Origin of the sequence: Streptomyces sp. NBC_00440, from assembly GCF_036014215.1 — a bacterium.
Classification (GTDB): Bacteria; Actinomycetota; Actinomycetes; order Streptomycetales; family Streptomycetaceae; genus Streptomyces.
The window spans coordinates 1,382,857-1,395,260 of record NZ_CP107921.1; the positions used below are offsets into that span (position 1 = coordinate 1,382,857).

A 12,404-nucleotide genomic window follows, 5' to 3' on the forward strand; every position below is an offset into this window, starting at 1 on the left:
GCGGGAGCGGCCGGATCGGTGATGGCAGCCATCGGGAATTCGATGGAGCCGAACCGGGTAGCCGTACGTCCATTCACTGACACAGGAGTATTCAGCGACGGAGGTGGCAGTGCGATGGCCGGTTTCCGGAGTCTCGCGAGACAGGTGCGCGATCCCCACCACGACCTTGCCCTGCGGCGGTATTCGCTGCGCAAGTGTCTGGAGAGGTTTGCCCCGTACGGACACAGGGCGACCTGGGATCATCTGTGTGCCAGGCATCACATCGGGCCCGAGGACCGGGCCCCGGATCCGGCGCGGCTGGTGGCCGCGCTCGACGAACTTGAAGAGGCGCGAACCGTCTGGCTCGCCTACGAGGCGGAGTTCGCGGAGCGGCGCAAGCGTGAGAAACACGACGGGATACGGCGTCCCGGCACCTTCGACGACTGGCACCGGCGCACCTGGGGCGGCTGCGGTGTGGCCTGGTGCGGCGACCCCGCCGTGCACCCGTCCCGCCCTCTGGCGGAGGTTCTGCAGCGGCTGATTTCCGCCCTCAGGGCCGATCCGGCCGGCGCCTGCCCGGTATGTACCGAGAAGACCATGACCTGGACCTCGCGAGGCGGCCGGGAGCCGTGGTCGGGGCCGGTCTGCAGCCACTGCGGGATCCTCGTACCGCAGCCGGTCCTCACCCCCACCGCGCTGGCCCGCGCGAGGAGCGCCCGGCACTCACCCCTGGCATCGGCGGCCTGAGAACCGGGCCCGATACAGCCTGCGTGACCGTCAGCCGGTCCCGCTCTCCGGAGCCGGACCGGGAGGACCGGGGAGCAGCCTCGAACCGGTCATGCGGTCGCCGAACATGTCGTCCGGGTTGGACAGGACGCAGTTCTCCAGCGACAGGCAGCCGCAGCCGATGCAGTCGGTGAGATGGTCGCGCAGGCGGGCGAGCTGGGCGATGCGCCCGTCCAGCTCGGAGCGCCAGGCGGCGGAGAGGCGCGCCCAGTCCTCGCGGTTGGGCGTGCGCTCGTCGGGCAGTTCGGCGAGCGCGCCCCTGATCGTGGCGAGCGGGATGCCGACCCGCTGCGCCGCGCGGACGAAGGCGACGCGGCGCAGCGCGTCCCGGGTGTAGCGGCGCTGATTCCCGCTCGTCCTGCGGCTGCTGATCAGCCCCTTGCTCTCGTAGAAGTGCAGGGCGGAGACGGCGGCCCCGCTCCGTGCGGAGAGCTGGCCGACCGTGAGCTCATGGATCTTCTCTGGAATGTGCGGCACTCCGCGAAGCCTACTGCCCGCCTCCGTCAACGGCCGGTGGTGCGGCCGGTCGTTGACAGGGACGGGCGCGCCCTACGATGCTGAGCAAGCGCTTGGACACTTCGCTGGGGCCGCCGGAGCGCCGCCGGCCGCCGGGACTGTTGGGAAAGGCAGGATCACGCATGGCAGAGCCGAGGATCTTCACATCCGCCGATGAGCTGCGCGCCGGGATCGGTGAGCAGCTGGGGCCGAGCGACTGGCTGGAGATCGACCAGAAGCGGATCGACCTCTTCGCGGACGCCACGGGTGACCACCAGTGGATCCATGTCGACCCGGAGAAGGCCGCGGCGGGCCCGTTCGGCACGACCATCGCTCACGGCTATCTGACCCTGTCGCTGCTGCCCACGCTGGTCCCGCAGGTCATGCGGGTCGAGGGGATGAAGATGGGCATCAACTACGGCACCAACAAGGTGCGTTTCCCCGCCACGGTGCCGGTCGGCTCCCGGCTGCGGGCCACGGCGGTCCTCACGGACGTGTCCGAGGCGGGCGGGGGCGTCCAGGTGACGGCCGCCGTCACGGTGGAGCGCGAGGGCGGCGACAAGCCGGTGTGCGTGGCGGAGTCGGTCTCCCGCTACTACTTCTGACACCGGCCGCGGGACTGCCGCACCGCTGGACCACCGCGGCGCCGGGCCGCCGCTGAGCCCGCGCTACTTGCGGGCGGAGACCATCCGCAGGACGAGGTCGGCGTAGAACACGCCGACCTCGTCGGGCGTGCTCCGCCCCTCCACGTTGAACCAGCGCGACACGTCGATGCAGAGCGACAGCACGGCCAGCGCTGTCCCGGCGACGTACGGGACGTCGAACTCCCCTGCCAGCACACCGTCGTTGATGATGCGGCGCACGGCGGCGTCGCTGCGCTTGCGGAGTTCGACGATCTCGGTGCGGTGTTCGGCGGCGAGCGCGTCGAGTTCGTACTGGACGACACGGGCCGTCATGTGGTGCCCGGCGTGCCAGCGGACGAAGGCGCGGACGGCCGCCGCGAGCCTGTCGGCGGGTGTGCCCGGGCCGTCGGCCGCCGTCTCCAGGATCTCCAGGGCCTTCTCGTGGCCGATCCGGCTGATCCGGTGGAGCAGCTCTTCCTTGGTCTTGTAGTGGATGTAGAGCGCGGCCGGGCTCATTCCGGCGCGGCCCGCGATGTCGCGGGTCGTCGTCGCGTGGTAGCCGCGTTCGGCGAAGGCCTCGACCGCGGCGACGAGCAGCCGCCTGGCTGCCTCGGGGCCGACCTCCGCCCACGGCTCCTCGCCGCCCGCCGTCTCCTCCGCCGTGCTCATTGCTCGCCCCTTCCGCCCATGACGCAGCGCTGCTGCAGGACGCACACCATACCCCGAAGGTGAGCAAGCGCTTAGAACGATGGCAGCGGCTGTCAGAGCTTCTGGAACGGGTCGTGCTCGGCGAGCAGTTTCTCCAGCCGGGCCTGGTCGACCCGGGTCACGATCTGGCCGGCCTCCTGCCGGTCCCTGATGACCTTGGCGAGGGTGAAGGCGGATGTCGTGAGGTAGAGGAGCCCGAGCCCGAGGAAGGCCCGCACCCAGACGTTGACGTCCAGGTTGAGGATGCCCAGCGCCATGGCCGCCAGTGCGACGGCGAAGGAGGCGACGGCCTGGCCGTAGTAGGCGGCGGTGTTCTGCTGTCTGACCGGTGTGTCACTCATGGGGACAGCATCGTGCGGATGTGGCACCGGCCACATCCGCACAGCTACTCAGCGCGGGTACTCAGAGCGGGCGCCCGGCGCGGGTGCCCGTCCGGTGCGGCCACGAGCGGGCCGGAAGGCGGGCCCCGGTGTCAGAAGGCGGAAACCCCGGTGAGCGCGCGGCCGATGACCAGCTTCTGGATCTGGCTGGTGCCCTCGTACAGCGTCATCACGCGGGCGTCGCGCAGCAGCTTCCCCGCCGGGTACTCGTCGATGTATCCGTAACCGCCGAAGACCTGGAGTGCGTTGTTCGCGGCCCGTACGGCGGCCTCCGACGCGAAGAGCTTCGCCTTGGACGACTCGGTGGCGAAGGGCTGGCCGCGGTCGATCAGATCGGCGACCCGCCAGGTGAGCAGCCGGGCCGCGTCCACGTCCACCGAGATGTCGGTGATCAGTTCCTGGATGAGCTGGTGGTGGGCGATCGTTCTGCCGAACTGCTCGCGCTCGGTCGCGTACTTCACGGCGCAGTCGAGCGCCGCCTGCGCGATGCCCACACAGCCCGCGGCGACCGACATCCGCCCCTTGGCCAGCGCCGACATGGCGACCGAGAACCCCTTGCCCTCGGGCGCCAGCATCGCCGAAGCCGGGACCCGTACGTCCTCGAAGACCAGCTCGGCCGTCGCCTGGCCGCGCAGCCCGAGCTTGCCGTGGACGGTACGGCGGGTGAGTCCCGGGGTGTCGGTGGGGACCAGGAACGCCGAGATCCCCCGGTGACCCGGGGCATCGGTGGAGCGGGCGAAGAGGAGCACCACATCGGCCCAGGTGCCGTTGGTGATGAACATCTTGGAGCCGTTGACGACGTAGTCACCGGTGGCGCCGTCCCGGACGGCCTTCGTCGTGAGGTTGCCCGCGTCGGATCCGGTGCCGGGCTCCGTGAGGCCGAAACAGCCGATGTACTCGCCGGAGGTGAGGCCGGGCAGCCAGCGCTGCTTCTGCTCCTCGTCGCCCCAGTGCGCGACGGTCTTGGCCACCAGGCCGAGCGAGACCGAGACGATGCCGCGCACCGACGAGTCCCCGCGGCCCAGCTCCTCGGTGACCAGGCAGTACGAGAGGTGGTCACCGCCGGAGCCGCCGTACTCCTCGGGCACGGTCAGTCCGAGGAAGCCCAGCGCGCCGAGCTTGCGCACCACGGAGCGGTCGACGCTCTCCGCCCGGTCCCACTCGACGACGTGCGGTGTGATCTCCCGGGCGACGAAGTCCTCGGCGAGCCGCCGTACCGCGGACTGCTCCTCACTGAGCTCCAGATTCATGGGGCACCTCTTTTTGATCAGCCGGATCATCCGGAACGGCCGGGCGGCCGGACAGCCCGACGGCCGGGCCGCCGGGCCGGATCCGTTAAATTAGCACTGCTAGTTTCTGGGTGGCAGGCCCTACTATGTGCGCCATGGCCCGCCCACGCAAGCCCCTCCTCAGCAGGGAGCGCATCGTCACCACCGCGAGCGCGCTCGTGGACTCCGAGGGGCTCGCCGCTGTCTCCACCCGCCGGCTCGCCGCCGAACTGGGGGTCAGCGGGCCCTCGCTGTACAACCACTTCCGTACCAAGGACGAGATCCTCGAAGCGGTCGCCGACGCCGTCTCGGCGCAGGTCGACCTGTCGATGTTCGACGAGACGGATGGCCGGGACTGGCGCACCGCGCTGCACGACTGGGCCGTCTCCTACCGGGCGGCCCTCAGCGACCACCCCAACATCGTCCCGGTGCTGGCCCACGGTCCCGGAAGGCGCCCGGCGGGGCTGCGGGTGGCCGACGCGGTCTTCGGCGCGATGGTCCGCGCGGGATGGCCGCCCGCCCAGGCGACGTACATCGGGGCGCTGATGCGGTACTTCATCACCGGCTCGGCGCTCGGCTCGTTCGCGCGCGGCTTCGTCGACGACGAGACGGCCTACGACCCCGCCGACTATCCGCACCTCGGACAGGCGCATCTGCTCGCCGACCGCCGGCAGAAGGTCGACAACGGCGCCTTCGAGACCGGGCTCAGGGCCCTGGTGGACGGCCTGGCTCTGCAGTTCGCGGACGGCCGGCCGCCCGCGGACGGTGGCTGACGCACGCGGTGCGCGCGTCAGCCGTCCGCGAGCGCCCGGAACACCGCCACGGCCGGCCGGGAGTCAGCCCCGCGGGGCGCCGGTCCGCAGGGTGCCGATGACGCCGACCCGGATGCCGAGCCACGGATAGACGTGGTCGAAGAACGGATTGTCCTGCGGCTGGAGTCCGACGGCCGACGGCCACATCTGGTAGGCGGGGGCGCCGGCGGTCCCGCCGTGCAGCCGCCGCCAGACGCGGCTGGAGTCCTGCCCGGCCGGGGCCGGTGCGATGGTGTCGGTCCACTCGACTGCGTTGCCGCCCTGGTCGAACGTGCCCCACGGCGAGGTGCTCCGCGCCTGGCCGACCGTACTGAGGCTGCCCTGGTAGACGCGGGCGTAGAGCGTGGGGTCCAGGCCGAACGGGTTGACGCTGGAGCAGACATCCGGCCGCACCTGTCCCGGGCACCAGGCCGGCGCCGGCTGACCCGAAGCGTGGTAGGTGGCCAGCGGCTGGTTCGCGGAGTTGGTGACGTCGCCGGTCGAGGGGTTCAGGGCCGTCGGAGCGGGTGCGGTCGCGTCACCGTCACCGAAGACCCCGGGGTTGGTCGGGTACTTCCAGTAGGAGTCGGTGCCGCCGCCCTTCGGGTCGTAGTAGGCGGCCTTGATCCATTCGTCCTGGCTCGGCAGGACGAAGCCCGACGCGTGGGAGCGGGTGGCTTTCGGCCGTGCGAGGTCGTACATGCCCCGCTCGGTGCGCGCCGACAGCCGGACCTTGTACGTCCGTGACGTGAAGCCGCCACCGTTCCCGGACTTCTCGGAGATCAGCCGGCCGTTGTAGAGCGAGTTGACGAAGCGCGCCGACCGCAGGAAGTTCGCGAAGCCGTACGGTTTGTCCGCCCACTGCGGATAGGCCACCGTGTAGTGGTGGCCGCTGCGGGCCCGCGCGGAGAAGTTGATCTGGCCGAACCTGGGCCAGGCGGTGGAGCTCTCGGTGCTGTCGTAGAGGTTGTGGGGGTCCCGGCCCGTCGGGTCCGCCGTGTTCAGGAACGCCACCCACTCGTCGACGGTGACTTCGAGCTGCCCGATCTCGTACGGATGCCGGACACCGCCGACCATCAGGCATCCCTTGGAGGTGTCGGGGGCGTCGGCGCAGGACCGGTAGACGGCATCCGTGAAGGGCACGACACCGATCGCCCGGTTGCCGGGCCTGCCCACCTCGACGGTCGTCACGGTGATGACCGATCCGCCGCCGCGTGCCGCGCTGCCGGGAAGCGGCGTTCCGGCCGCCGGGCCGGCCCCGGCCAGCGCGAGCGGTGTGAGCAGCGCCGGAATCCCGCACGCGACGAGCGCGGCTCTGCTGAGGCGGGCACGGCTGAGAAGGCGAGGCATGGGCAGACCCTTCGGCGGTGGGAGCCCCGCGTCCGGAAGCGGCAGGGGCGGTGCGGCCGGAGAGGCCGGCGGCGCGACCCTACGCAGCGGTCACCCACGGCACCCGGTGCCGCGCTCCCCGGCCGGGAAGTTCACCGGGATGCCGGGCCCGCGCACCCTGCGAACCTCTCGCCCCACCCCCTGGAGGCCCTGCCCAGGGGCCTATTCGAAGACCACCAGCGCCCGTCCGCCCTTGCCCGCCAGCATGTTCTCGAACGCCCCGGGGATCCCCTCAAGGCCGATCCGCTCCGTCACCATCGCGCCGACGTCGAGCCGCCCCGCCCTGATGTGCCCGGCGAGCACCGGCAGGTCCTGCGCCGGGTCGGAGTTGCCGTAGACGCAGCCGGAGAGCGTGCGGCCCCAGTGGAAGAGCTCCAGGGCGTTGAAGGTGACCTGCTGGTCCTTGCCGCCGATGCCGACCACCGTGGTGCGGCCGCCGCGCCGGGTCGACTCCCAGGCCGTACGGATCGTCACCGCGCGGCCCACGCACTCGACCGCGGCGTCCACGCCGTGGCCGCCCGTCAGCCGGCGGATGTCCTTGGCCGTGGTCCCGGACGCCACCACGAACTCGGTGGCACCGGCGGCCCGCGCCAGCTCCTCCTTCGCCGGGGAGACGTCCACCGCGATGATCGCCGACGCACCCGCGATCCGCGCGGACTGCAGTGTCGCGAGGCCGACACCACCCGCCCCGAACACCGCCACCGTCTCGCCCGCGCGGACCCGCGCCGAGTGGTGCACCGCGCCGTACCCGGTGAGGACAGCACAGCCCAGCAGCGCCGCGTCGGTGAGCGGGATGCCGTCGGGCACCGGCAGGACGCAGTTCGCGGCGACGACCGTCTCCTCGGCGAACGCCGCGACGTTCAGGCCGGGATGCAGCTCGGTGCCGTCGGCGGTACGGGCATGGACGCGGCCGGCCCCGGACAACGCGTCGGCGCAGAGCCACACCTCCCCGAGCGAGCAGGCATGGCATGTCCCGCAGGACGGGGCCCAGTTGAGGACGACGCCGTCACCCGGGGCGACATGGGTGACGCCCTCGCCCACCGAGACGACGGTGCCCGCGCCCTCGTGGCCGAGGACCGCGGGAACCGGCACCCGCATGGTGCCGTTCGCCAGCGAGAGGTCGGAGTGGCAGACCCCGGCTGCGGCGAGACGGACCCGGACCTGGCCGGGGCCGGGTCCGGGCAGTTCGATGCCGGTGATCTCCAGGGGGGAACCGACGGCGGACAGGACAGCTGCGCGGACCATGTGCGGTGCTCCCGGGCTCAGAACTGCAGGGACTTGGTCTGGAGGTACTCGGCGAGGCCGTGCGAGCCGAGCTCGCGGCCGACGCCGGACTGCTTGTAACCGCCGAAGGGTGCGAGCGGGTTGAAGCGGCCGCCGTTGATGTCGACCTGGCCGGTGTCCATCCGCCGTGCGAAGGCCACCGCCTCGCTCTCCTCACCGGCCCAGACGGCGCCCGCGAGGCCGTAGACGGTGCCGTTGGCGATCCGCAGGGCGTCCTCCTCGTCCTCGTAGGCGATGACCGAGACGACCGGGCCGAAGATCTCCTCCTGCGCGATGGTCATGTCGGGGGTGACATCGGCGAAGACGGTCGGGCTGACGTAGTACCCCCGCTCCAGCGGCGCTCCGGGCCCGCCCGCGACCAGCCTGGCGCCCTCCTCGACGCCCTTCTCGATGTAGCCGCGGACGCGGTCCAGCTGCTTGGCGTTGACCAGCGGGCCCATCCGCTCACCCGGGGCGTACTTGGCGGCGGCCGCCGCCGCGAGCGTGACCGCCTCGTCGTACTGGTCGCGATGGACCAGCATCCGGGTCCAGGCGCTGCACGTCTGGCCGGAGTTGCCCATGACGTTGGCAACACCGACACCCACAGCCTTGGCCAGGTCGGCGCTCGGCAGGATCACGTTGGCGGACTTCCCGCCGAGCTCCAGCGCGACGCGCTTGACCGCGGCGCCGGCGACCGCGCCGATCTGGCGGCCGACCGCGGTGGAGCCGGTGAAGGAGACCAGGTCGACGCCGTCGTGCCCGGCCAGCGCCTGGCCCGCGACCGATCCGACGCCGGTGACCAGGTTGAAGACCCCCGCGGGCAGCCCCGCTTCCGCGGTCGCCTCGGCGAACAGCTGCGCCGTCAGCGGGGTGTCCTCGGCCGGCTTCAGGACGACCGTGCAGCCCGCGGCGAGCGCCGGGGCCACCTTGGCGACGATCTGGTGCAGCGGGTAGTTCCAGGGGGTGATCGCACCGACGACGCCGACCGGTTCGGAGAGGACGGTCGAGTTGCCGACCTTCTCCTCGAAGGGGTGGCTGGCGGCCAGTTCCGCGTACGAACCGGCGACCAGCGCGGGCACGCCCGCGTGCACGGCCCGGGAGAACTGCAGGGGTGCGCCCAGCTCGGCGGTGACGGTCTCCGCGATCTCGTCCCGGCGCGCGACCAGCACATCGCGCAGGGCCCCGATCCTGGCGGCACGCTCGGCGGGCGCCGTCGCCGCCCAGCCCGGGAAGGCCGCACGGGCCGCCCGTACCGCGGCGTCGACGTCCTCCGGGGTACCGGCCGGGACATGGCCGATGACCTGCTCGTCGGCCGGATTCACCACCGCGATCGTGTCCGGGCCGGCCGCGGGCCGCCACTCACCGCCGATGTACATGCCGTCGTGGGCCTTCATCGCACTCCTCCAGAACCTGCCGGATGTCGCTGCGCCGCCCGGCCCGGCGCCGTGCGGGGCCGGGCGGTGACGTCACCGCCCAAACTAGCGATGTTAGTTTTCCGGCGCCAGGGCCCCCCGACGGCGATGCCGCGACAGACGTGCCGGAACAGGCACGGCAGACCGGATGCGTCAGAGCGGGCGCCTCAGAGCGGGGCGGGGCAGATCGGTGTGTCAGAGCGGGGGGGGGCTCATCCCCGGTGGACGGAGCGCCGCACCCCTGGTGGGGCGAATGGCGGGGCGAACAGCCCGGGCGCCTCAGTCCAGTACGGGTCCGAGATACGCGTGCAGCAGCTCCCGGACCTCCCCGATCAGCCCCGTGTCCCCGGACGGCTCGCCGCGGAAGGCGAGTTGGAGCAGCGCGTCGGTCGCCTCGACACCGACGAGCACCTTGCGTCGCAGCGTGCCGTCGGCGGCCCTGCCGAGGTGGGACGCGAGCAGTTCGGTGAGGCGGTCGGCGACCTTCGGGTTGGGGTCGTCCAGTGCCGCCGGACCGCCGAAGTCGACGAAGGCGAATCCGGGGACGGTCCGCCGCATGGCGAGGTACTCGTCCAGCACGGCATCGATCACCCCGCGCCAGTCCGCCGCGGGGAGCCCGGTGAGCCGCTCGGTGATCCGGGTCGCGTAGCCGTCCAGATTGCGCTGCGCCAGGGCGTCCACCATCGCGCGCTTGTTTCCGAAGAAGCGGTAGACGGAGCCGATGGGAACGGCCGCCCGCGCGGCGACGGCACGGGTGGTCAGCTGCTCGTAACCGTCCTCATCGAGGATTTCCGCGCAGGCGTCGAGTATCCGGGTCAGCCGCTCGGCGCTGCGCTGTTGTACGGGGACGCGCCGGAGCGCGTTCGGATCGGCCATGCGTTCCATGATGCCCCGGCGCGGTGTCGCCCCCGGTTTCCCCCCGTTGACGCGCGGTAAGCGCAATCCTACTGTTGAGCATAGGATTCTTTCGGCACCCGGGAGCGAGCGATGACGACCACCGAGCAGGCCAGAGAGATCGAGCAGGCCGGCGCAGTCGAGCAGGCCAGAGAGACGGCCGGGGCGCTGACGTACTCGTCGGGTTTCGGCAACGAGCACAGCACGGAGGCGGTGTCCGGCGCCCTGCCGCACGGCCGGAACTCGCCGCAGCGCGCCCCGCTCGGGCTGTACGCGGAACAGCTCAGCGGCACCGCCTTCACCGAGCCACGCGCGCACAACCGCCGCTCCTGGCTCTACCGGATCAGGCCGTCGGCCGCCCACCCGCCCTTCGTACGGATCGACAACGGCGCGGTGCGCGGTGCGCCGTTCACCGAGAAGGTCCCCGACCCCAACCGGCTGCGCTGGGACCCGCTGCCCGAGCCCGCCCCGGGCACGGACTTCCTGGCCGGCCTGTGGACGCTGGGCGGCAACGGCGACGCGAGCAGCCGCTCCGGGATGGCGGTGCACCTCTACCACGCCAACTCCCCCATGAAGGACCGGGTGTTCAGCGACGCCGACGGCGAGCTGCTGATCGTCCCGGAGAGCGGCGGGCTCCTCATCCGCACCGAGCTGGGGCTGCTGAGCGCGCGGCCCGGTGAGGTCGCGCTGATCCCGCGCGGGGTCCGGTTCCGCGTCGAGCTGCTCGACGGAGTGGTCCGCGGCTATGTCTGCGAGAACTACGGCCGCCCCTTCCAGCTCCCCGACCTCGGCCCGATCGGCGCCAACGGCCTGGCCAACGCACGGGACTTCCTGGCCCCCGTGGCCGCCTACGAGGACGACGGGGGCGACGGGCGCCCGGTCCAGGTGGTCAACAAGTACTGCGGCAATCTCTGGGCCGCGGAGTACGACCACTCGCCGCTGGACGTCGTGGCCTGGCACGGCAACCACGCGCCGTACGTCTACGACCTGCACCGGTTCAATGTGATGGGGTCCATCAGCTACGACCACCCTGACCCGTCGATCTTCACGGTGCTGACGTCCCCGTCCGACACCGAGGGTCTCGCCGGTGTCGACTTCGTGGTCTTCGCGCCGCGCTGGCTGGTCGGCGAGGACACGTTCCGGCCGCCCTACTTCCACCGCAATGTGATGAGCGAGTACATGGGGCTGATCGAGGGCGCGTACGACGCGAAGACGGCGGGCAAGGGCGGATTCGTCCCGGGTGGCGGCTCCCTGCACAACATGATGTCCGCGCACGGTCCGGACCGGGAGACCTTCGAGCGGGCCGGCGTCGCCGAGCTCAAACCGCAGAAGATCGACGACGGGCTCGCCTTCATGTTCGAGACGCGCTGGCCGGTGACGACGACCGCGCAGGCGGCGGAGGCCGGTCATCTGCAGACCGGGTACGACAACGTGTGGCGGGGGCTGGCCAGGCACTGGGAGGGCTGAGGGATACTCGGACAGCACGGTCGAAGATCACCGGCTGTCCGGTGCCGCCACGGCCGACCGTCCGTACGTACGGAGACCCACGTGACCGCCTTCGCGCCCGACTCGCTGGTCCTGAACCGCAGACTGCCCCTCTGGTATCAGGTCTCGCAGTCGCTGCGGGCCTCGATACTGGGCCGCCGTCCGCAGGATCCGCTGCGGCTGCCGACCGAGGAGCAGCTGGCCGGGCACTACCGCGTCAGCGTGCTCACCATGCGCCAGGCCCTCAAGGAGCTGGAGACGGAGGGCCTGATCACCCGGCACCGGCGGCGCGGCACCTTCATCGATCCCGGCGCACGGCCGAGCGCTCCGCGCCGTCTGCTGGGGTCGATCGACGCGATCGTCGCCCAGCAGTCGGGCGAGCGGACGACCGTACTCAGCCACGGCCCGGTCCCGGTGCCGGGTGAGCTCGCCGAGCACTTCCCCGGGCTGGACGAGATAGTCGACTACACCCGGCTGCGCTGCGACAGCGAGAGCGGTGAGCCGACCAACTGGGCGGAGAACGCGCTCCGTCCGGAGATCGCCGCCGCCGTCCGGATCAGCGACCTGGAGCGCTGGCCGATGACCAAGGTCCTGCGCGACGGGGTCGGGGTGCGGATCAGCCGGATCACCGACACGGTCGAGGCCCGGCTGGCGGACCCGGTGACGGCCGAACTGCTCCAGGTTCCGCTGCTCTCGCCGATCCTGCACTACACGGGCGTGACGTACGACGAGGCGGGCCAGGTCGTCGATGTGGCCCGGATCCGGTACCGGGGTGACAAGTTCTCCTTCTCGGTGACGGTGGAAGCGCCCTGACCTGTCGAGCGCTCCGACCTGTTACAGGCGGGTGTTCCGGGCCTCCGGCCTGCGCGCCCGTGCCGGTGGACGGCCCGACCGGGTGTCCGAACCGGTTGCTATCGTTCCCGGGCGGGTC

Annotated in this window: 13 protein-coding genes; 5 read left to right on the forward strand and 8 right to left on the reverse strand. The window is 71.7% G+C overall.

Going from position 1 to position 12,404, the window contains the following annotated elements; genetic code table 11:
* The first annotated feature begins 114 nt into the window (after window positions 1–114).
* Window positions 115–726 carry a hypothetical protein gene (locus tag OHB13_RS06215; protein ID WP_328376145.1) on the forward strand — a complete coding sequence of 204 codons (612 nt, stop codon included), beginning with the start codon at window positions 115–117 and terminating at the stop codon, window positions 724–726.
* Between the two features lie 30 nt (window positions 727–756).
* On the opposite strand, the gene soxR is transcribed toward OHB13_RS06215, so the two are convergent.
* Window positions 757–1,242, reverse strand: a complete 486-nt coding sequence (gene soxR, locus OHB13_RS06220) for a redox-sensitive transcriptional activator SoxR (RefSeq protein WP_266858554.1) — start codon at window positions 1,240–1,242, stop codon at window positions 757–759.
* Between the two features lie 161 nt (window positions 1,243–1,403).
* Here soxR and OHB13_RS06225 point away from each other — a divergent pair, with 161 nt between their 5' ends.
* The gene (locus OHB13_RS06225) at window positions 1,404–1,865 is read left to right on the forward strand and encodes a MaoC family dehydratase (RefSeq protein ID WP_328376148.1); all 462 of its coding nucleotides are present in this window, start codon (window positions 1,404–1,406) and stop codon (window positions 1,863–1,865) included.
* Window positions 1,866–1,928: 63 nt separating this feature from the next.
* Here the strand turns inward: OHB13_RS06225 and OHB13_RS06230 are convergent, their stop codons facing one another.
* The 3 genes from OHB13_RS06230 to OHB13_RS06240 form a co-directional block, all read right to left on the reverse strand.
* Window positions 1,929–2,552, reverse strand: coding sequence for a TetR/AcrR family transcriptional regulator (locus OHB13_RS06230; protein WP_266858550.1), 624 nt, complete (start codon window positions 2,550–2,552; stop codon window positions 1,929–1,931).
* A gap of 92 nt (window positions 2,553–2,644) precedes the next feature.
* A complete protein-coding gene (locus OHB13_RS06235) occupies window positions 2,645–2,932 on the reverse strand; it encodes a YiaA/YiaB family inner membrane protein (RefSeq protein ID WP_266858548.1) in 288 nt (95 codons plus the stop codon).
* A gap of 131 nt (window positions 2,933–3,063) precedes the next feature.
* Window positions 3,064–4,221, reverse strand: coding sequence for an acyl-CoA dehydrogenase family protein (locus tag OHB13_RS06240; protein WP_328376149.1), 1,158 nt, complete (start codon window positions 4,219–4,221; stop codon window positions 3,064–3,066).
* A gap of 134 nt (window positions 4,222–4,355) precedes the next feature.
* Between OHB13_RS06240 and OHB13_RS06245 the strand changes: the two genes are divergently transcribed.
* The gene (locus OHB13_RS06245; protein ID WP_328376150.1) at window positions 4,356–5,012 is read left to right on the forward strand and encodes a TetR/AcrR family transcriptional regulator; all 657 of its coding nucleotides are present in this window, start codon (window positions 4,356–4,358) and stop codon (window positions 5,010–5,012) included.
* A 63-nt stretch (window positions 5,013–5,075) separates the two neighbouring features.
* On the opposite strand, the gene OHB13_RS06250 is transcribed toward OHB13_RS06245, so the two are convergent.
* The 4 genes from OHB13_RS06250 to OHB13_RS06265 all read right to left on the reverse strand — a co-directional run bounded on the left by OHB13_RS06250 (window position 5,076) and on the right by OHB13_RS06265 (window position 9,979).
* On the reverse strand, window positions 5,076–6,380 hold the full coding sequence (locus tag OHB13_RS06250) for a hypothetical protein (protein ID WP_328376152.1): 1,305 nt from the start codon (window positions 6,378–6,380) through the stop codon (window positions 5,076–5,078).
* Window positions 6,381–6,581: 201 nt separating this feature from the next.
* A complete protein-coding gene (locus OHB13_RS06255; RefSeq protein ID WP_328376154.1) occupies window positions 6,582–7,664 on the reverse strand; it encodes a Zn-dependent alcohol dehydrogenase in 1,083 nt (360 codons plus the stop codon).
* 17 nt (window positions 7,665–7,681) lie between these two features.
* The gene (locus tag OHB13_RS06260) at window positions 7,682–9,076 is read right to left on the reverse strand and encodes an aldehyde dehydrogenase family protein (protein WP_328376155.1); all 1,395 of its coding nucleotides are present in this window, start codon (window positions 9,074–9,076) and stop codon (window positions 7,682–7,684) included.
* A gap of 297 nt (window positions 9,077–9,373) precedes the next feature.
* On the reverse strand, window positions 9,374–9,979 hold the full coding sequence (locus OHB13_RS06265; protein WP_266858537.1) for a TetR family transcriptional regulator: 606 nt from the start codon (window positions 9,977–9,979) through the stop codon (window positions 9,374–9,376).
* Window positions 9,980–10,081: 102 nt separating this feature from the next.
* On the opposite strand from OHB13_RS06265, the gene hmgA reads away from it, so the two are divergent.
* Together hmgA and OHB13_RS06275 are read left to right on the forward strand one after the other, a co-directional pair.
* The gene (gene hmgA, locus OHB13_RS06270; RefSeq protein WP_328376157.1) at window positions 10,082–11,455 is read left to right on the forward strand and encodes a homogentisate 1,2-dioxygenase; all 1,374 of its coding nucleotides are present in this window, start codon (window positions 10,082–10,084) and stop codon (window positions 11,453–11,455) included.
* 81 nt (window positions 11,456–11,536) lie between these two features.
* Window positions 11,537–12,286, forward strand: coding sequence for a GntR family transcriptional regulator (locus OHB13_RS06275; protein ID WP_266858535.1), 750 nt, complete (start codon window positions 11,537–11,539; stop codon window positions 12,284–12,286).
* Window positions 12,287–12,404 lie beyond the last annotated feature (118 nt).